Below are 19312 nucleotides of genomic sequence, written 5' to 3'. Positions count from 1 at the left end.
GCCTTTGGCAGGCTGTTAATAGTTCAGTTTTCAATATAATTACATCTACATAATGAGGAAGATATTTATTAAGTAGCTCATATATAACAAAAACATGAACAGCCAGCTCCTGGAATTGATTTTTCTCTCCGAAAAAAGGAAAAATCTTATTTTATTTTTGAAGGATGGACCAAAATCAATCTCAGAGATCAAAGAAAGCTTGAATGTGGGTCTGGTGGCAATTCTTCCTCAATTGAAAAAACTGAGGGAAAACTCTCTGGTTTTAAAGTCAGGCGATGTTTACAGCCTGTCTCCTCTAGGGATAGCGGTAGCTGGCAAAATGCAACCAATGATTGATGTCCTGACCGTTTTCGGAAGTAAATATGAATACTGGGCAAATCATGCAGTTGAGTCCATACCCGATCCTTTGCGGAAACGGATAGGAGAACTGGCTAACTGCACATTTTCCGAACCTCCTGACAGGACACGCCTGTTTGAGCCTCACAGGGAATTTGTAGAAAACCTTAGGAAATCAAAAAAAATAAAAGGCATTGCCTCTATTTTTCATCCTCTTTATCCATCTCTTTTCCTTACTTTCGCAAAGAGGGGAGCTGAGATTTCCATCCTTGTAACCCGCCCGGTCTATGAAAGAACAAAAATGGAGTACGGGACCGAGCTAAGTGAGTTCCTTAAGTTCGAAAACGCGAGTTTTTACGTCTGTGATGGCAAAATAGAACTCTCCTATGTAGTTACTGACAGGTTTCTTTCTCTTACCCTGCCTTTTTCTGACGGCACTTTCGACCATAAAGAAGATGTCCTGTGCTTCGACCCGGTTGCCCTCCAATGGGGAGAAGACCTTTTTGCTTACTACAAAAACATCTCTCAGAGAATAACCGAAATTTGAACTTCTATCAGGGCAGGGTACAGAACAGGTAGAAGATAGTTATAAATTGCACTCTCGCTATCCTTTATACCATGCAGAAAGTTAAGGAAACCGCAGAAAAAATCCGGACAATGGAAATCCGGGGTGCAGGCAGGATTGCGAAGGCTGCTGCTGAGGCTATAAGGGACTATGCCGCAGAGCTGGAAGTAACCTCAATGGAAGAATTCAGTGCCAAAATAAAGGAGGTTTCGGATCTTCTAATAAGTACCCGCCCGACCGCTGTCTCCCTTCCCAATGCCGTAAAACTCGCTTCAAAGTACTCTTCGGATAATGTGGAGGACGCAAGGCAGGAAATCATTAAAAATGCAAACCTTTTTATTGAAAGAGCTGACAGGGCTCTTGAAAAAATTGGGAAAATCGGGTCAAGAAGAATCCAGGACGGGGACGTTATCATGACCCATTGTAACTCCCATGCTGCTCTTTCTATTATCACGACAGCCTTTGAAAGCGGAAAAGACATCTCGGTATATTCCACAGAAAGCCGTCCCAGATGCCAGGGCATACTGACAATCCGGCATCTCAACGATTTCGGAATTCCTACAACCCTGATTGTAGATTCCGCAGTGCGCTACTACATGAAAGACGTGGATAAAGTCATTGTCGGGGCTGACGCCATTGCAGCTAACGGCGCCCTGGTAAATAAGATCGGAACTTCCCAGCTTGCCCTTGCCGCCCATGAAGCCCGGAAAAGTTTTATGGTCGCTGCCGAGACCTTCAAGTTTAGCCCGAGCACTATTGTCGGAAACCCCATAGAGATCGAAGAAAGGGACGCAGAAGAGATCATAGACCCGGCAATCCTGAAAGAGCTGCCTCACGTGCAGGTAAGAAATCCGGCTTTTGACTTCACACCTGCCGAATATATAGATATGATCGTAACCGATATAGGAATCATCCCGCCTGCAATGGCATATACTGTTATAAAAGAGCATCTTGGCTGGGAGCTTGGAGAAATTTGAGAAAAAATTTTGGTTTTTACACATTTCTTTTATTTTTATTCCATTTTTCGGTCACTTTTTCAGTATCCAGCCACTTTTTCAATGACTTTAATTATCTTTAATAATCCCATCCGTAATCTTTAGCACTCTCGAACATTCTTTTGCTACCTCTGGGTCATGTGTCACAACAAGAATTGTCTGCCCTTTTTCGCTCAATTCTTTAAAGATCCGCACAATCGAGTCCCTGGTCTTGCTGTCCACTTCACCTGTAGGTTCATCAGCCAGGATGACAGCAGGCTTATTCGCAAGTGCCCTGGCAATAGAAACTCTCTGCTGTTCTCCTCCAGATAATTCCGATGGCTTATGGGAAAGGCGGTCTCCAAGACCAAGCTCTTCAAGAAGCGCCTTTGCTCTTTCTTCCCTTTCTTTTTTCGGCACTCTGGAAAAGCGCAGGGAGAGTTCAACATTTTCAAGCGCAGAAAGGGTTGGAATGAGGTTATAGTGCTGGAAGACAAAACCTATTTTTTCCCTTCTCACGCGGGGAAGCAGTTTTTCAGGCACAGCTGTGAGGTCTATGCCATCAAGAATAACTCTGCCTTCAGTAGCTTTTTCAAGTGTGCCTATAAGGGCAAGAAGAGTGGATTTTCCGGAGCCCGAGGGACCCATTATCGCAAGCAATTCTCCTTTTCTCACGGTTATACTGGCGCAGCGAAGGGCGTTGACAGGGATTTTGCCCTGATAATAGGTTTTGGAAAGGTTTTCAACCTGCAGTATGACTCTCTGATCTTTATTTATCCAATCTTTCTTATCAACCTCTTTCCCTGGCTCTTTTGGAACTTTAAACCTTTTTAATTCAGTTACCACTTCAAGCATGCTTCAAAGCCTCCATAGGACTCATTTTTGAAGCCCTGTATGCAGGATAAAGCCCTGAAAGAGCCCCTATTAGCAAGGCAAACAGCATGGCAATTATAAGAAGCCTGGGCGTTATCAGGAAGAGTACAATCCTTGTATTTGCAAGCCAGGAATTCATGAGATAAACAGCCCCTGTGCCTACAAGAATTCCAAGGATTCCGCCGAGGAGACCCATAACAGAGGCTTCCCCGAGGGTAAGAAGCAAAATATCCCTGGTCTCGGCTCCAATGGCTTTCAAAATCCCGAATTCCCTTGTCCTTTCGGCAACGGACATGAGCATTGTATTCATTACACAAAGCCCGCCTATGATTGCTGCAAGGAGACCTGAGCTGATAGTGATTACGCTAAAAATCATAAAAGATTCCCTTGCCTGCACTTCAAGTTCGCCCGGAGAAAGGGTGCTTGTGCCTTTAACGCTAAATTCTATGCGCTTGGAGAGTATTTCGGCATCTACCCGTTCATCAGGCACTGCGAAGATATAGGAAACCGAATCGCCTACATTATAGAGGTCCTGCGCAGTCTCGAGGGGTATAATTACCGCATTGTCAAAAATCGAGCCAGTGTAATCCAGGATTCCTACAACCGTAAAATATTTATCATGGATCTCAAACTTGCTCCCTATCTGGAGCTTATATTCCCTCTGTATGTTGTTTCCGACAACAACATTGTATGAATCCCCGGGATTGAGGAAACGTCCCGCCTTCAATTCTACGGGATAAAGGGCAACACTGGATTTCTCTGGAGGTATACCCAGGATCTGCTTTCCGGTCATTCCCATTTTATCCTCATCGAAAGTGGTCATTAAAAGCCCATAAGCATCTTTTACACCTGCAACCCGGAGTACATCGCTTACTTTATCATCCGTAAGTCCGCCTCCGAAGACTCCGCTTTCGGCAAAGACGCGGATTTTATCGCTAGTCACACTCATGGAACGCTCAAAGGTCTGGTGGAAATTTTCGGACATTGCCCCCATAACGATAACTGCAAATATCCCGAGGGCAATCCCGCAAACTGTCAGCCCGCTCCTGACCTTCCTGTTCATTATATTTCGAATAATGAGGTCAAACATGATGATCCTGTGTTTGAGTTTTACAGTTTTAAACTTTCATAGCTTTTAAATTTCTTAAATTCTTAAAATTCTCAGAATTTCCAGTGTTTACGAGGTTTTCAGGGTCCCAATAATTTCTAAAACTCTCAAGCTTTTTCTCTCTTTTTTAAAATTTCTTGCTTACTTTTTCCTACCAGAAAGAACTCCAGCGCAGAGGATAATTCCCATGGCTGCGAGAAAGCCAGTACCTGGGGATTCCTCGACTGGGTTTGCTTCGGGGACGGACTCAAAAACCCTGAGAACCGTCTCATGGCTGTCCAGAATTTCTCCTTCGAGGTTGAGCACATAAATCTTCACATTATAATCCCCCTTCGGGATTCCCTGCCAGATTATTCCTATAGTATCTTCCTTCCCCGCAGTCAGGATATCTGCAGTCTCTTCAAAAACTTGCGCTTCTCCATTCTCAGATGTCAGCACGAACCTTACAATGCCGTCAAAAGGCACCTGGGATCTTCCGACAATAGTGACACTTGCTCCGTATTCATCCACATCGATATCAAAATCAAGAATTTCTACCTTTTCCTGGGCTATGAAATCTGATCTATAGGCTGTGGTAATGTCAGGAGAGTGGGAATGAACTTTCAAAAGAGCAGTATAGTTTTTACCTTTCTCCAGCAGGAAAGGCCAGTAACTTGCATTATAATAGGTGTTTATAACAGGGATATTTTTCTGTTTTTCAGAGTATATCACATCTGTTCCCGAAAGCAGTTTCAGATCAAGATCTACCACACCGGGTTCAGGTAGCTGTACACTTCCAAAACCGGCAGGATTGGTAAGACTCATCAAAACGGACGCCTTCTCGGAATCTGCCGAGAAATCCACAAGCTTAAGCTTTAAGAGCGCTGGGTTCCGGTAGGAAAATGAGAGCTCTTTTGAATCCATGTTTTCACTACCATTTTTCACAAAAACCTGTGCTTTATAAGAATCTCTGTCTTCTCTAAAATCCTCCTCAACTCCCCAAAACAGGACTTTCGTAACTTTCTGACCTTTTTCCACGGAACCTAAGAGGAAAGTTTCCGATTTAAGCAGTTTCTTTCCCGAATTCAAAGTAAAAACAAGAGAGGCATTTTCAAGAGGTTTTTCAAACTGGACTGTGGCATCCGCAAGTTCATGATCCGAAAAAAAATCTGTAATAACTGCACCTCCCTGCTTTTCCTCTCCAATGGCTTTCTCACCTGCCGCTGCAAAAGCAGGATTGATCCATGAGCAGACAATGATCATAAATAAAAGCGCGGAGAAAAAGCGGACAATATCTTTTTGTTTAAAAAAACTATTTTTTTCAAGCCGGTTCAAGACCCCAATCCTCCTTTTTTTAAGGAACTTCAGGATAGAAACCTCAGGAAACCGAAACCAGCATTCTGGTCTGTTTTCCATTCATGGAATTATCAGAACTTAATTGAGATGTATATCTGAAATATCTGAATCTAATTGGAGTGTATGTTAGAAGCTAATTGAAGTGTACATTATCTGAATCTAATTGGAATGTATGTCGGAACCCCTATGTTTAACTTTTCGTCTTCTGCAAGCCTTTTCAAAAAACTGCTTGACCACAAACTTTTTGGAAAAAAGTTTGATCAAAAATCAGCATGACTGCGTGGTCAAGCGGCGCAACGCTTGTGTTTGAACAAAAACTGGGCTGAGCTTTGTCTGAGTCCTGTTTAACCTTACATTTTTGCTGTGATCCAGGTTCCGCAGGATATGGGAGATTTTTCTGCGGCTTCTCTGTCGAGAATTTGACCGAGCGTGTCAGGGTTCCGGGCATCCATAACAAGGGCATCGAGTTTGCAACGTTCGATAATTTTTGCGGCTACAGGGTCAACAGGAGATTTGGAGCCTGCCTTCATTTCGATTGACATGACTATGTTTATGAGTTTCTCAGGAGAGATCCGGTCATATTTTACTGCCGAAGGGTCACAATTGGGGTCTGCAGAATAAACCCCATCAATCGATGTTGCAATAATCAACAAGTCTGCCCGCAGGAACTCCGCAAGAATTGCAGCAACAGCGTCTGTAGTTTGACCAGGGGTAACCCCGCCCATTACAACTACTCTCCCGGGACGAATAGCCTTTGCAGCTTCAAGGTAATTCGTCGGGATTTCTGGAGAAGCATCGGACCCTAGGGCTGCGGCAAGCAATCGTGCGTTCAGGCGAGTAATTTCAATGCCTATATAGTCGCAGGTTACTTCATCGGCACCAACTGCCCTTGCAGTATCAATATAGCTCCGTGCCGCTTCTCCTCCCCCGGCTACCACAAGCAGAGTATGTTTTTTGGAGACTTTCCGGAGGACTTCCGCATATTTTAAAAAACGATCAGGATCAAGGTTTTTTGCGAGAATTGAACCGCCTAATGAAAGTACTATGAGCATGATGATCTCTACACATTAACAATTCGGATTTTTAAATATTTCGCTGAGTATTTTTTCAGCAAGTTACCAAAAGCCCCATATAACGAGAAGCCCTAAAGACCCCTAAACCATAAATTCTTGCTTGACCACTTATTGTTTAAGCTTATGATTCTTTAAATCAGGTAAATTTTTTCAGTGCAGGTGGTACATGGATCTTACTGATATACTTAGGGCTGTCAAAGACGGAAAAATGGATCTTGAAACTGCAGAGCAGCAAGTACGCGGTCTTGGTTTTGTTTCCTATACTGATATAGCAAAGCTTGACTCTCACAGGAAAAATCGGACAGGAGTGATCGAAGCCATCCTGGCTGATTGTAAGAGCCCTGACGATGTTGTGGAGATTGCCAAGATCATGGTTGCAGAGAGCAAAAGAGCCCTTATTACGCGGGTTACGCCACAACATGTTGAAGTCCTAAAGCAAGCTTTTGGCGAGGATAAGCTCGAATGGAACAGCAGGGCTCGCACAGTTGTTATCCATGACGGTACGCCTGCCCCCAGGACAGGTGGGATCGTAGGGATTGTTTCAGCAGGCACAGCCGATATCCCGGCTGCGGAAGAAGCCAGGGTTGTAGCCTCGGAAATGGGCTGCGAAACGGTTACGGTTTACGATGTGGGGGTTGCAGGGATTCACAGGCTGATCCCGGCACTGCATAAATTGAAAGAAATAAAACCTGGAGCAATCGTGGTTGCGGCAGGAAGAGAAGGGACGCTTCCCACTATAGTCTCGGGATTGGTTGATGTACCTGTAATCGGGCTTCCGGTTTCGACAGGTTATGGAGCGGGGGGCGGAGGAAAAGCTGCCCTGCTTGCCATGCTCCAGTCCTGTTCCACCCTTGCAGTTGTAAATATTGATGCAGGATTTGTTGCGGGAGCATACGCTGCCAGAATCGCAAATATGATCGCGGCTGCCTACACCCGCGGCAGGGAAGAGAGAGTTGAACAGGAAGGAAAGTAATAGCGGAGTGAACTGAAATGCAGGTAGGGGTCTTATGAAAGCTCTTGTATTCAACCCTTTTTCTGGGGCAGCAGGAGATATGATCCTCGGATGCACTCTTGACCTCGGAGCGGATCGAAATACGGTTAAAGAACTGATAGAAGCCTCTGTCAACGTATCCGTGGATATAAAAGAAGTTGTGAAAAAAGGAATAAAAGCCCTGGATGTCCGGATAAACGTGCCTGACAAAGAGCCAGTCCGCACATATCCTGAACTTGTGGACGCGATAAAAGCTGCAGGACTGCCCCCCAAAGTGGAAGCAAGTGCTCTTGATACCCTCATGAAGCTGGCTGAAGCCGAAGCTTCTGTTCATGGACAGCCTGACCTTGAAAACCTCCATTTCCATGAGGTTGGTCAGAGTGATGCCCTTGCCGATATAATTGGCTCGTCTGCAGCTATCCATTCCCTTAACTGTGATTCCATCTACTGTACTCCTATAAACGTGGGCAGTGGAACAATAACATGCGCACATGGTATTCTGCCTGTGCCGGCTCCTGCAACCCTTGAGATTCTCAGGAGAGGAAAATTTTATTTTAGGGGAGGAACCGAGCAAAAAGAGCTTCTTACTCCTACAGGAGCTGCTATTCTTTCCCATTTTGCAAGACCCGTCGAAACTTTTCCTCAGGGCAGGGTGATTTCAATAGGTTACGGCGCCGGGGATTCTGAACTTGCAGGACCCAATGTGCTTCAGGGGGTGCTGTCTGAACTTGATTCCTGTCTTATCCCTGACATTATTGAAGTGCTTGAAACAAATGCTGACGATGTGAGCGGAGAAATCCTGGGCAACCTGTTTGAAGAATTGCTTGCTATGGGGGCAAAGGATGTTGCAATTCTCCCGGCAACAATGAAGAAAGGCCGTCCGGCTCATGTTATCAAAGTTATTGCAAAACCAGAGGACACTGCAAAGCTTGCCCGGAAAATAATTATCGAGACAGGGTCACTGGGAGTGAGGGTTATCCCTACCCGGCACAGATTGATGGCTGCGAGGTGGATAGAAAAGGTTAAATTTGAGGTTGGTGGGCAGATATATGAAGCTGCGGTCAAGGTCGCCAGAGATTCTGAGGGTGTCCTGCTGAATATCTCTGCTGAGTTTGAGGACTGCAAAAAGATCGCAAAAGCAAGTGGAGTTCCTGTTAAAGAGGTTATGAGAAAGTTAGAGGAGACTGCAAGAAAGCTTTTCTCCTGAGATTCACTCACGAAAGGGTGCTGAGATGTAGAAATAAGAATATAATTCTAGAGCAAAAGCCTGAAACTTCAAGGCTTTCACTTCAATTTTTGTTATTCCCCTCTATCCAGTCAGAGTTTGCCCATGGAATGCAGGAGTTCCGCATTCAGCACACTTGCTCCTGCTGCGCCGCGGATGGTATTATGTCCCATTGCGATATAACGGATTCCTTCTCTTATACGGCCTACTGAGACGCTCATGCCTTTTCCCATGTTGCGGTCAAGGCGCGGTTGGGGTCTGTCGACTTCGTCCCTTACTATCAGGGGTCTCTCAGGTTCGGAAGGAAGTTCTCCAAGCTTTGGATCGAATCTTAGAAAGGCTTCCCTTACTTCTTCAGGCGCTGGTTTGTCTCTCATTCCAGCCCAGATAGCCTCGGTATGCCCGTCGACAACAGGAACTCTGTGACAGGAAGCACTGACACTTATATCCGCAGGTATTATTTCAGAGCCGTTGAACTCTCCAAGGAGTTTTAAAGTTTCGGTCTCCATCTTTTTTTCTTCGCTTCCTATGTACGGAATTACATTGTCATAGATTGCCATTGCGGCAACTCCGGAAAACCCTGCGCCTGAGATAGCCTGCATTGTAGCCACCTGTACGGTTTCGAGCCCAAACTGCATAAGAGGCTTTAAGGTAAGGGTCATGACAATTGTGGAGCAATTGGGGTTTGTAATGATATATCCGTCCCATCCCCTTGCGTCCTGCTGGACTTCGATAAGCCTGAGATGTTCTGAATTTACTTCGGGAATTACGAGAGGAATATCCTTTTCCATTCTGTGAGAGGAGGCATTACTTGCGACTGCAAAACCGGCTTTTGCAAATTCGGGTTCTACTGTCAGGGCAAGATCTGCAGGAAGTGCCGAGAAAACAACATCTGCGTCTACGGCTTTTGGGTCTACCGGGACAACTTCGATGTTTTCGACGCTTTCCGGCATAGCTGTGTCTAACCTCCAGCCTGCGGCTTCTTTATATGTTTTGCCGGCGCTTCTCTCGGATGCTGCAAGGGCTGTAATCTCAAACCAGGGATGGTTTGCAAGTGCTTCTACAAATCTCTGCCCGACAGCGCCCGTGGCGCCTAAAATACCCGCTTTAATTGCTGCCATCTAAAAAGCTACCTCCGAAAAAGAAAAAATGATTGATAAAAAGGAAAAAGAAAAGTGGAATAAAGAGCTTATTCCAACTAATTGCCGTTTTACTCTTCTACTTTAATTGCCTGGTTCGGGCATGCTTCTTCACATGCGCCGCACTCTACGCATTCGTCCTGGTCGACAACTGCGATTCCTTTCTCTTCATCAAGGGTGATTGCTTCAGAGGGGCATTCATCGACACAGCTTCCGCATCCAGAACATTCATCTGCATTAACTAATGCTGGCATATTTTTTCACACTCCTTTTTGTTACTCGATATATACCTGGAAATTGTACAGCTCGTTTTTAAAACTTCCATAGGTTATCGAAAAGTTTGGTCATAACGCCATTGACAGGATAAACATAAAAACTTATCGCTTTTTAACAAAATGCAGCCTTCAAAATCAGGATGGAGTCAACTAGCCGGGGATTAAAATATATCATTTAATTTATAAATAAAAGAAGAAGTAAAAAATCGAATTCAACATACTGAATCGTGCATAGCAATTCCGGCGTCAGTCAGGCGATACATTCCTTCTTCATATTTAAGAAAGCCTTCTTTTAGCAGAAAGTCCATATTGAACTTAAAGAGGAAATCGTTTAATCCTGATTTTTCCTTTAATTGTTTTTCAGTCTTTCCGAAGATTCCAACTATCCGGAGAAGCTTTCTTCTTGCAGGATTTATGGCAACTTTTTCCATCATTATATGTTCCAGTTTGACAGCTTCGCCTTCAGTAGGCTCACCTATTTTATCGAAATACACATCAAGTTCATCGATCTCTTCACTCATGCAGAAACACCACTATTTTTCTATTAAAGCCATTTCTTTTAAAAAGTTCCGAAAAGGATAAGTGTAATTGCAACTTTCTTAATTAAGCCTCAAGTTTTCATATCTTTCAATATATTAATCCTGCATATTTGCTCCTTTTCATGCTCGATATGATTTCCAATATTATGCTCATGCTCCTGAATTTCTTTCTCAAAAACTATTCCTGATTTCCCAAGATTTTCTTCAAGAGTACTCTCCACAATCTCTATAAGCTTATTTTTCGGGACCTTTGTAACAGCGGAAAGAAGCCTGAGTTCTGCTTTCTCACTTTCTCCGGTCTGAATAAGTTCTATCTGAGGTACTTCTGTAGAAGAGGTTACACTGCCCTTGACTATAGATTCATAGAGTTTCATGGAAAGCTTCACATGCCCTACAAACTCAGGATTAATTTCCTGAATTTCATTCTGAATTTTCCGGAGATTTTCTTCTATAAATTGTTTGCTTTCTTCAGGACTTAGATACTGTGGTTCAAGGGTATAGAGAACTGAATAAGCCGAAACTTCGGAAAGTTCAACAGAGTTTTTCGTTTCTTCGGAAGGTTTTTTAAACCCAGGTACAGCGAGCTGCTGAAACAGCTTTTCAAAATTCTCATCTTCATGTTTTGCCGAGAATTTCAGGATTCTGGCTGCAGGATTTATCTCATGGAGCATTTTCTCAACTGCAAGGACAGTTTCGGTAGGGGTTATATCAATCTTGTTTATGCAGAGAATCTCAGCTTCCCTTATCTGATTTTCGATAAACTTTGGGATCTCTTTTGCTTCTGTCCCGAAACGGCCGGGATCTACAAGAGTCACTACCGGGGCAAAGGAAAGCTCGGAGAGTCCCATCGTTTCTATTTCCTCCCTAATCTGCCCCGGGAAGGCAATACCTGTCGGTTCGATGATAACAATGTCAGGCGCGTATTCTTCTTCAAGGGTCTGAAGGGTATACTGCATGCTTATCCTGAGTGTGCAGCAGATACAGCCGCTTGTGAGTTCTTCGGTTACAATTCCAGGGCTTGTAAGAATATCCCCATCAAGTCCGATCTCCCCAATCTCGTTTACAATGATTGCAGTCTTCTTTCCTGCATTGCTGAGCTGCCTGCTGATTCTCAGTATAGTGGTTGTTTTCCCGCTTCCGAGAAAACCTCCTATGATCATGACTTTCATGCCTTTTTCCTCTTTTTCGTGCAGTAATTCTGTTTTATAGGCGGTCTGAGAAATATAATCTGTTTAATATATAAAATTGGTAGTCCCCCCTAGTTTCGCTTCGGAATCACAGAAAAATCGAAGATTTTCTGGGAGTTGCACTGCAAGTGCAGCAGCACAGTCCGTTTCGCTCACTTCATTCCTCAGGCATAAATTTTTTAGAAAAAATAGTCAGTCCGAGAAATAAGGTACTTTTAGGGAAAGAGCGACGATATAATTTAATTTTGTTGAAAAATAAATTGCGTTCTCATCCAAGAACCTGGAAGTTCCGAACGGCTTTTAGGGATTTATTCGCTGAGAAGAGATACTGAGGTACAGGGTTCATGGGTTGCGAGTTTTGATTGATTCTCTTTTCGATTTATCCACTTTCTTGCTGAGTAGTTATTTAAATAGTGGGGTGTTGAAGGATGAGAACGCAATTTATACTATGCATTAACTATATTTAAAATTTTTAACATATATTGTTATTTTACCTCTATAAATCACTACATAACTATAACATTAGCCTGTTATCCTAATATTATACTTCTGTTATAACATATTTAGTCTGTATTAGCTGAATTTTTGCTTTTTTATCCCGTTAAACTCGAGATATTTCAGGTTTGAGAGGATGAATTCAAAGCAAAACAAGTAATTTTTCTCGGTTCTGGTCTGATCGGAAATAATCTAAATTGTATCAAAAGAATAATTATATTTACTGGTAAAGATGAGAGAATATCGGAACTACAAAAATAATTAACTTGAATTCCTTTGTGTTAACATTGTGATCATTTGTGACTGTTTATTATCACTCTATAATCGTTCTATAATTATATTAACGGCGTCTTGTAATTACTCTAAGGAGCATTTGAATGCAAAGCAGGTCAATTACACCAGAAATGAAAGCTTTCCTTATTTCAATAGGCTCAGTTTCCATAGATCCTTCACTTATTCCACGAGCTCGGGGGTCAACTGCGGGTCCCGGGGCGGGTACAAGATCAGTATTCTTCAGATCGGGAGAAACACGAGTAAGGCTGAACATAAGAGAAGATTCTCCACTTTCTATTCAGAAAGATGAGGACGAAGGAAGTGTTGCGCTTTTCTATATGGGAAAAAAACTTGTAGAGGGAAAACTTGAGCCTGCGCTTGCCCACTGTCCTAATCAGGCTTATATAACCCTTTGTGAGAAGTGCATATTTGACTGCAAATACTGCCCTGTGCCCAAATTGAAGGGAAATGTTAAAAGTGAGGAGGAAGTTCTGAGCATAATTGATGAGGTTTTACAGGCTGGAGATCTTAAAGCCATTTCCCTTACCTCTGGGGTTGAAACCTCTCTTGAAGGAGAGGTGGAGCGTGTGCTCAAATTGCTTCCTGCTCTCAAAAAATACAACGTTCCTATCGGAGTCTCGGTGTATCCTACAGAAGGTTGTTCCAGAAAATTCTATGAGGCAGGGGTTTCTGAAGTCAAATATAATGTTGAGACTATGGATAGGGATGTCTTCAAAAAAGTTTGTGAAGACCTATCTATTGACTATATTCTGGATAGACTGAAGGAAGCTGTAAGCATTTTCGGAAAAAACCGGGTTTTCAGTAATTTTATAATCGGGCTTGGAGAAAGTGACGATTCTGTAAGGGAAGGAGTCAATACACTTGCAAAAATGGGAGTAATCCCTATTCTGCGGCCGGTAAACCCGCATCCTCTGAGGGCTGGAGACTGTTTTACTGAGCGACCGTCCCCTGAACGCATATTAAAACTCGCAAAACTTGAAGCCGAAATCCTTAAGAAGTATGGACTCGATCCGAGGCTTGCAAAGACCATGTGCTTGAAATGTACAGGCTGTGATCTTGTTCCCCTTGTTGATCTCTAATTCCTAACTTTCCTCCAATTTTTCATATTTACTTTTAATTTTCCAGATTTTTTTATTTTTTTACTTCAATTCTCCGCTATCTATGCTCTGTTTTTTGAGACTTTTGACTTTATTTAATCTCTGTTGTAAAGAGGGACCCCTTTATTTCCACTGGAAACTTCTGCGGGTTAATTTTCTTTACTATCTGTATTTCTTTCGTTTCTCTCTTTTTTGTTTCTTTTCTATATACTCCTCAATTTATCTCTAATATTTTCATTTTTCATTCTAGAGAGTTTCTCTTCTCCGTTTTGGTTTGATTGTTGAAGACCCTCAGGCACTTTTTCTGCAATTTTATCTCTTAAAGTTCGCTTGAGGGTCTGTAAATATTTATTCTCTTGAGTGCATTCATTCTTATCTTTTTATCAACTTTCCTGAGAGCTTCAGTACCCCCTTATTTCCACTGGAATCTACAGGTTAACAACCTGTTTTCAATAAAATATATTGAGTTATATACATGATTTCCGGCTTAACTCTCCTCAGTTGTTCTCTTTCATTCATCTTTGTTCTCTTTTACTCTTCTAAGTGGTTTTCTTTCACTCATCTTTGTTTTCTTTCACTCTTCTCAGTTGTTCTCCCTATTCTGGATATCATGCCTGAGTGATTTGTTCTGGGGGAATCTTTCCTAAAAAATTAATGAAGATAAAAGAGGAATAAAGAAGAGTAAAGAAGGTAAAGAGGATAAAGAGGATAAAGAGAAATAAAGAGGAATAAAGAGGAATAAAGAGGAATAAAGAGGAATAAAGAGGAATAAAGAGGAATAAAGAAGATTGTAATTTAAATCAGGCTTTTAACCTTCAGATTTACCTGCCTGATTTCGATAACTCCTCCACGCTCACGCCCTCATGAACGATTTTTGCAATTTTGCGGACAAGCCCTGTGGGGTCCTGAGCTTGGAAAACATTTCTTCCAATAGCAACACCCCTTCCTCCTGCTTCAAGAGAACCTTCGATCATCTCCAGCAGTTCCTGCTCAGAATTCATTTTCGGACCGCCTGCAATGATTACAGGTACAGGGCATCCTTCAACGACCTCTTTAAAGGTTTCAGGACTTCCGGTATAGTTTGTCTTAATGATATCAGCCCCAAGCTCGGCTCCAATCCGGGCTGCATGTTTTACGACATCCACATCATATTCAGAGTGAACCTTTCTCCCGCGTGGATACATCATGGCAAGGAGAGGCATTCCCCATTTATCACACTTTCTTGCCACATAGCCTAATCCCTGCAACATCTCGTACTCGTCTTCAGCCCCTATGTTTATATGAACCGATACTCCATCAGCTCCAACTTTTATAGCTTCTTCTACTTTTGTTACCAGAACTTTATGGTTCGGATCAGAGGAAAGAGAAGTTGAAGCTGATAGGTGGATTATAAGACCGACATCGCGCCCATATCCCCTATGTCCATGTTTGGCAAGACCCATGTGCCCGAGTACGGCGTTTGCCCCGCCCTCTGCGACTTTGTTTACAGCTTCCTGAAGGTTTCTAAGCCCTTCAATTGGACCTAAACTTACTCCATGGTCCATAGGAACAATAATCGTATTACCCGTATTTCGATTGAAGATACGCTCCATCCTTATGGATTTACCTATAGTGCTCATGCTGTTATATTGCAGATCAGATAATATATACTTATCGACATATTTTCTAAAGATCTCTATCATCGTTTTTAAGAGTTCATTTTGTATTTTCGTTCTGGTATATCCCTGAATATCCTTTTTCTACCTCGGTGTCCAGTGTATAGAATAAAAGCTGCATAATTCGTGCGTTCTTTTTCAGCCTGAAGCCAGAAGCATTATAAACTACCAGCAACGACTCACTGCGCCCTCTGTATCCCGCGTCCCATACTGCAGTCTCAAGAGTAGCCCCGCAGCGAATAAGCGTTGATCGTGGCTTTGCAATTGCTGCCAGGTTCATGGGAATATTTACAATCTCATTAAAAAGCACTTTATAGATTCCCTTTGGCAGGTGAATCCAGCCATCACTGTCGAATTCAAGGAATTTTCCATCTGGCAGCTTTCTTTCAGAATTATCAAAATCCACAGCTCCAGAACCTTCTATTGTTTTTATTTCTTTCAGGGTAAGTTCAATCCCATTTGGCTGGATCTGGGTCTCGATGTCAACAGCGTTTTCAAGCAAAGGAGGATTTGCCTGCATAAGTTTTCTCAATTCGGTACTGGATAAAAGCGTCATCTGAATTGTAATTGCGAAGATTCTTTATTACAGTTTCGGATTCCTTTCCCTAAACATCGTAATTTTTTAGATTTTTTATTAGAACCATTAGACATAGTAATCTTCAGATTTTCTATTAGAGTGACTGGACATTGTTATTTTTCAGATTTTTTATCAGTTCCGCCAATATCATTATCTTTATTATTTTAGACATTATTTTAGACATTATTATGAAAAGGTTTATTGTTTTCAGGTAAGTAACCATTACCTGTCAAAATTCTCATACTAATCTCAATCTGGTTTAAAAAGGGCTTATGAGAGGCTTCTAAAGATGACAAAAAGATCTATTGTATGCTGGATTACTTTATTGTTTTTATTAATTTTGTTAACAGGCTGCGCCCTGGGCGCTATAGACAATACGTGGAACCCATCAACAAGTGAAAATTCATGGAACTACTCTCAGGAAATCGTAGTTACTGAGAACTCCGGCAAAACTCTGCAAGGATATACTGTCCCTGTTAGTTTGAACTCATCCAATTTCAATTTCTCAAATGCAAAAAATGACGGTTCAGATATTCGATTTTTGTCAGGAGATAGAACGCTCAATTACTGGATTGAAACCTGGGACCCTGAAAATAAAGAAGCTCTTATATGGGTCAGGCTTCCGTCTCTTCCTGCAAACAAAACCGGCAAAATCCTAATGAAATATGGGAACCCGGATGCTGAAGCCATGAGCAATGGAGAGAAAACATTCGACTTTTTTGATGACTTCGAGGGCAATAACCTCAACGAGCTTGAATGGAATTCTGAAAGTGCAGGAGGAGGTTTAGTTGAGGTTAAAAATGGGATTTGTAATGTTGCAGCCCCAAAAGCCCATGCTTACGACTCCTCTATGATTTACAGCAAAAAGAATTTTGATATTAATTCTATGTTTGTTGTCAAAAGAATGAAAGTCACTACAGGCACGGATGCTAGAGGGCCCTTACTACGGCAGGGTTTCATAGATCAAATAGACAGCAAAAAAAATGAAATAAAGCATGAAACTGAACTTGCCAATGAAAGCCATGTTAACCTTGGAACAACCTACAGGAAGGAAAAGAATACTCTCTACGACGTAACTGATGTCAATGTTCCTGAGGGAGAATGGTATGTCTCAGGAATTGCCTGGTATGAGGAAAACGGTACTCGCAAGGTGTCATGGTTTAAAAACGGTGTCCGGGACTCTAAAATGGACTTTGCTTCAAATGATTATGTTACCAATTTCCCAATGCATGTTTATCTGTATGCCGCTTCCTACAAGGATGCATCGAAGAATACAGGCTATATGGCAGTCGATTACGTTTTTGTCCGGAAATTTGTCGAAGCCGAACCGATAGTCAAGGTTGTTTCAGCTCATGGTGAAGATGGAGTTTCTTCAGAAAGCACTTTTGAGGATAATTCTGTAAACCTTTCTAAAAATAATTATGGCGATAATTCCGAAAATGATTCCGGAAACAACTCTGAAAACGCCTTTGAGAATAGCTCTGGAAACACTTCCTGGTCTGGGGTTAGTTCTCAGTCGGGAACTCTTCCTAAGCCTCAGGCAGCTCAAAGATCCAAATTAAATTCTGAATCCTCGGCTGCTGAGAGAGTTGTCCAGGCGCAGGAAAACCTGAGCCAAAATAAAACCAGCTCTTCCGATCCCCTATTCCCTGAATACGATGTGAATATCTCTGAAATCAGGCTTTCTTCCCCTTACAGGTTCGATTTCCCAACCCTTGTAGAGGAACTTAACTCCTCAGGAATAGATACGATTTTCCTCAGTGTGGACAGCAAGGACGTATGGCAATACGAGCGCTTTGTAAAGATGGCTCATGAAAAAGGAATTTCGGTACACGCAGTGATTCTGGAAAACATAAGTTGCACAGAAAACAGAGCCGGTGACACCTGCCAGAGTTCACTGGATACTATACTGGATTACAATGAAAAATCCCTCGCCCCCTTTGACGGGATAAATATCTACGTAAACTCCTCTGCCGGGGAAGGCTCTAAAGAAAGCTCAATAGACTACAGGACACTGTTTGAAACAGCCAGTACAGAAGCTGAAGAAAATGTGTCCATCTCAGCGAGCCTCCCGTTAAATTATAACGCATCCAGAATCGAAGAAACCGCTCCTTTTGTCGATTTCTTTATCATCAGGGCTTATCCTTCGGAAGTTGAAGAGCTTAACTCAGTGCCAGGAATTGTTGATACCGTTGCACTTGGGATGGGAGAGATAAGAGGCGCTGGTTCAAGAGGAATAATCGAGGTCTCTGTGGAAGAAGGTTTTAAGGATAAATTTTCTATACAGGAACTCTTTGCCGGACTTTCAGATTATTATTCAAATGATCCGGCTTTCCTGGGAGTCTCGATTTTCAATTACGATACCTATACAGCATTACCTCGCACAGAACCAGATGAGAAAAGTTTTCCAATTCCTGGATTCAAAGTTCTCCCGGTACTTCTTGCAGGTCTTGGAGCTTTCGCCCTTTTAAAGATAAAGAGAGATTAAAGCGAAATTAGATAAAAACAGGAGAAATCAAAGAGTTATCAGATGAAATTAAAGGAAGTTTAATCAAGCAGAAAAAAAGACAGGGAAAAGCTAACAGAGAATTATCCTCTCTTTTCCTATCTTTTTTGATTTCGCTCTTTTTTCTCTTTTTCTTTTTCCTTTAATTTTCCATTTTTCCCTTCTTTCCAGTTTATTCTCTTTTTAATTTATTTTCTGATTCCTTTTTCTCTTTTCCTCACTCTCTAGTTCTTTTTTTCTTTTTTCTTCATTTTCTAATTCTTTTTTTCCTTTTCTGTCGTGCTTCCTTAACCAGATTATTTTCCTTTTTTCAACAGGGGAAACATTTTTATGCTGATTACTCGTTTATACTTTTGTTTAAAATTCTAAATTTTTAAACGTTTGAACGGGGGTTCTAGCATTAAAGTTCTTGGATTGGTGGGCAGTCCTAATATAAATGGAAACACAGCAAAGCTTGTAAACGCAATTCTCGAAGGAGCCGCCGAAAACGGTGCAGAAAAAGTAATTTACAATCTGGGCTCACTAAACATTAAAGGCTGTGACGCCTGCTGCAAATGTCAGGAATCTGGCTGCTGTCCCATAGATGACGATATGCAGGAAATTTATCAACAAATCCAGACTGCAGACATGATTGTACTCGGTTCTCCAGTTTACATGTGGCAGATGACAGCCCAGACTAAACTCTTAATTGACCGAATGACAGCCTTCTTAAAACCTAATTTTTCGAGCAGACTTGACAATAAAAAACTGATTCTTGTCTTCTCCCAGGGCAGTCCGGACAGAGATGCCTTCAAACCATATTTTAAATACACAGCTGGCCTTCTTTACTATCTCGGTTTTGATGTTCTGGATACTGTAATTGCCGCTGGCACGGATAAGCTTGAAGTGTCCTTCAGACCCAGGCTGCTTGAAAAAGCAAGAGCGCTCGGAAAACTTGCCTCGACTCCTAACCTTACTGGTCCTGAGTTCAGAAAAGCCGAGTCATGCTTAACTCCACTTCTCTGATTTACTTCGTTTTATTTTCCTTTTGTCTGCAATTTTTGTTATCTGGACTTGTTTTTACCCCTT

17 protein-coding genes are annotated in these 19312 nt (G+C 42.2%); 7 read left to right on the top strand and 10 right to left on the bottom strand.

Features of this window, described 5'->3' with window-relative positions:
* Positions 1-94 precede the first annotated feature (94 nt).
* Together MSTHT_RS11445 and MSTHT_RS11440 are read left to right on the top strand one after the other, a co-directional pair.
* A complete protein-coding gene (locus MSTHT_RS11445; RefSeq protein ID WP_048167892.1) occupies positions 95-883 on the top strand; it encodes a helix-turn-helix transcriptional regulator in 789 nt (262 codons plus the stop codon).
* A gap of 71 nt (positions 884-954) precedes the next feature.
* Positions 955-1878, top strand: a complete 924-nt coding sequence (locus MSTHT_RS11440) for a ribose 1,5-bisphosphate isomerase (protein ID WP_048167891.1) — start codon at positions 955-957, stop codon at positions 1876-1878.
* Positions 1879-1965: 87 nt separating this feature from the next.
* Here the strand turns inward: MSTHT_RS11440 and MSTHT_RS11435 are convergent, their stop codons facing one another.
* From MSTHT_RS11435 to pyrH, 4 genes are all read right to left on the bottom strand, one after another.
* Entirely contained in the window at positions 1966-2631 is a 666-nt protein-coding gene (locus tag MSTHT_RS11435) for an ABC transporter ATP-binding protein (RefSeq protein ID WP_181952205.1), read from the bottom strand.
* 91 nt (positions 2632-2722) lie between these two features.
* Positions 2723-3838: an ABC transporter permease gene (locus MSTHT_RS11430; RefSeq protein ID WP_048167890.1), complete on the bottom strand. Its 1116-nt coding sequence runs from the start codon at positions 3836-3838 to the stop codon at positions 2723-2725.
* Between the two features lie 159 nt (positions 3839-3997).
* Positions 3998-5170, bottom strand: coding sequence for a hypothetical protein (locus MSTHT_RS11425; protein WP_048168559.1), 1173 nt, complete (start codon positions 5168-5170; stop codon positions 3998-4000).
* A 371-nt stretch (positions 5171-5541) separates the two neighbouring features.
* Positions 5542-6243, bottom strand: coding sequence for a UMP kinase (pyrH, locus tag MSTHT_RS11420; protein ID WP_048167889.1), 702 nt, complete (start codon positions 6241-6243; stop codon positions 5542-5544).
* A gap of 187 nt (positions 6244-6430) precedes the next feature.
* Between pyrH and larB the strand changes: the two genes are divergently transcribed.
* Both larB and larC read left to right on the top strand, forming a co-directional pair.
* The gene (gene larB / locus MSTHT_RS11415; protein WP_048167888.1) at positions 6431-7237 is read left to right on the top strand and encodes a nickel pincer cofactor biosynthesis protein LarB; all 807 of its coding nucleotides are present in this window, start codon (positions 6431-6433) and stop codon (positions 7235-7237) included.
* A gap of 34 nt (positions 7238-7271) precedes the next feature.
* On the top strand, positions 7272-8462 hold the full coding sequence (gene larC / locus MSTHT_RS11410; protein WP_048167887.1) for a nickel pincer cofactor biosynthesis protein LarC: 1191 nt from the start codon (positions 7272-7274) through the stop codon (positions 8460-8462).
* A 110-nt stretch (positions 8463-8572) separates the two neighbouring features.
* On the opposite strand, the gene asd is transcribed toward larC, so the two are convergent.
* The 4 genes from asd to MSTHT_RS11390 all read right to left on the bottom strand — a co-directional run bounded on the left by asd (position 8573) and on the right by MSTHT_RS11390 (position 11602).
* Positions 8573-9601, bottom strand: coding sequence for an aspartate-semialdehyde dehydrogenase (gene asd / locus MSTHT_RS11405; RefSeq protein WP_048167886.1), 1029 nt, complete (start codon positions 9599-9601; stop codon positions 8573-8575).
* A gap of 89 nt (positions 9602-9690) precedes the next feature.
* Positions 9691-9873 (bottom strand): indolepyruvate ferredoxin oxidoreductase subunit alpha, encoded by a 183-nt coding sequence (locus MSTHT_RS11400; protein ID WP_048167885.1) that lies wholly within the window; start codon positions 9871-9873, stop codon positions 9691-9693.
* Between the two features lie 233 nt (positions 9874-10106).
* Entirely contained in the window at positions 10107-10415 is a 309-nt protein-coding gene (locus MSTHT_RS11395) for a hypothetical protein (protein WP_048167884.1), read from the bottom strand.
* 89 nt (positions 10416-10504) lie between these two features.
* Positions 10505-11602, bottom strand: coding sequence for a CobW family GTP-binding protein (locus MSTHT_RS11390; RefSeq protein ID WP_048167883.1), 1098 nt, complete (start codon positions 11600-11602; stop codon positions 10505-10507).
* 890 nt (positions 11603-12492) lie between these two features.
* On the opposite strand from MSTHT_RS11390, the gene MSTHT_RS11385 reads away from it, so the two are divergent.
* On the top strand, positions 12493-13488 hold the full coding sequence (locus MSTHT_RS11385) for a radical SAM protein (protein WP_048167882.1): 996 nt from the start codon (positions 12493-12495) through the stop codon (positions 13486-13488).
* Positions 13489-14327: 839 nt separating this feature from the next.
* On the opposite strand, the gene MSTHT_RS11380 is transcribed toward MSTHT_RS11385, so the two are convergent.
* Positions 14328-15125: a 2-amino-3,7-dideoxy-D-threo-hept-6-ulosonate synthase gene (locus MSTHT_RS11380; protein ID WP_048167881.1), complete on the bottom strand. Its 798-nt coding sequence runs from the start codon at positions 15123-15125 to the stop codon at positions 14328-14330.
* A 76-nt stretch (positions 15126-15201) separates the two neighbouring features.
* Complete coding sequence (locus MSTHT_RS11375; RefSeq protein WP_048167880.1) at positions 15202-15717, bottom strand: deoxyuridine 5'-triphosphate nucleotidohydrolase; 516 nt, start codon at positions 15715-15717, stop codon at positions 15202-15204.
* A 310-nt stretch (positions 15718-16027) separates the two neighbouring features.
* On the opposite strand from MSTHT_RS11375, the gene MSTHT_RS11370 reads away from it, so the two are divergent.
* Both MSTHT_RS11370 and MSTHT_RS11365 read left to right on the top strand, forming a co-directional pair.
* Positions 16028-18226, top strand: coding sequence for a DUF2341 domain-containing protein (locus MSTHT_RS11370; protein ID WP_048167879.1), 2199 nt, complete (start codon positions 16028-16030; stop codon positions 18224-18226).
* 399 nt (positions 18227-18625) lie between these two features.
* Entirely contained in the window at positions 18626-19249 is a 624-nt protein-coding gene (locus tag MSTHT_RS11365) for a flavodoxin family protein (protein ID WP_281853515.1), read from the top strand.
* Positions 19250-19312 lie beyond the last annotated feature (63 nt).

It is taken from the genome of Methanosarcina thermophila TM-1 (genome assembly GCF_000969885.1).
In the GTDB taxonomy this organism is placed as follows: Archaea; Halobacteriota; Methanosarcinia; order Methanosarcinales; family Methanosarcinaceae; genus Methanosarcina; species Methanosarcina thermophila.
Note: the sequence above shows the minus strand (reverse complement) of the source record. Positions and strands in the feature narration are given on the sequence as shown.

What these genes read in the sequence shown, in the direction of transcription:
- MSTHT_RS11370 (WP_048167879.1), top strand. Translation starts at nt 16,028, where the DNA reads ATGACAAAAAGATCTATTGTATGCTGGATTACTTTATTGTTTTTATTA.
- MSTHT_RS11445 (WP_048167892.1), top strand. Translation starts at nt 95, where the DNA reads ATGAACAGCCAGCTCCTGGAATTGATTTTTCTCTCCGAAAAAAGGAAA.
- MSTHT_RS11375 (WP_048167880.1), bottom strand. Translation starts at nt 15,717, where the DNA reads ATGACGCTTTTATCCAGTACCGAATTGAGAAAACTTATGCAGGCAAAT.
- MSTHT_RS11400 (WP_048167885.1), bottom strand. Translation starts at nt 9,873, where the DNA reads ATGCCAGCATTAGTTAATGCAGATGAATGTTCTGGATGCGGAAGCTGT.
- larB (WP_048167888.1), top strand. Translation starts at nt 6,431, where the DNA reads ATGGATCTTACTGATATACTTAGGGCTGTCAAAGACGGAAAAATGGAT.
- MSTHT_RS11430 (WP_048167890.1), bottom strand. Translation starts at nt 3,838, where the DNA reads ATGTTTGACCTCATTATTCGAAATATAATGAACAGGAAGGTCAGGAGC.
- MSTHT_RS11390 (WP_048167883.1), bottom strand. Translation starts at nt 11,602, where the DNA reads ATGAAAGTCATGATCATAGGAGGTTTTCTCGGAAGCGGGAAAACAACC.
- pyrH (WP_048167889.1), bottom strand. Translation starts at nt 6,243, where the DNA reads ATGCTCATAGTACTTTCATTAGGCGGTTCAATTCTCGCAAAAAACCTT.
- MSTHT_RS11440 (WP_048167891.1), top strand. Translation starts at nt 955, where the DNA reads ATGCAGAAAGTTAAGGAAACCGCAGAAAAAATCCGGACAATGGAAATC.
- MSTHT_RS11395 (WP_048167884.1), bottom strand. Translation starts at nt 10,415, where the DNA reads ATGAGTGAAGAGATCGATGAACTTGATGTGTATTTCGATAAAATAGGT.
- MSTHT_RS11380 (WP_048167881.1), bottom strand. Translation starts at nt 15,125, where the DNA reads ATGAGCACTATAGGTAAATCCATAAGGATGGAGCGTATCTTCAATCGA.
- larC (WP_048167887.1), top strand. Translation starts at nt 7,272, where the DNA reads ATGAAAGCTCTTGTATTCAACCCTTTTTCTGGGGCAGCAGGAGATATG.
- MSTHT_RS11385 (WP_048167882.1), top strand. Translation starts at nt 12,493, where the DNA reads ATGCAAAGCAGGTCAATTACACCAGAAATGAAAGCTTTCCTTATTTCA.
- asd (WP_048167886.1), bottom strand. Translation starts at nt 9,601, where the DNA reads ATGGCAGCAATTAAAGCGGGTATTTTAGGCGCCACGGGCGCTGTCGGG.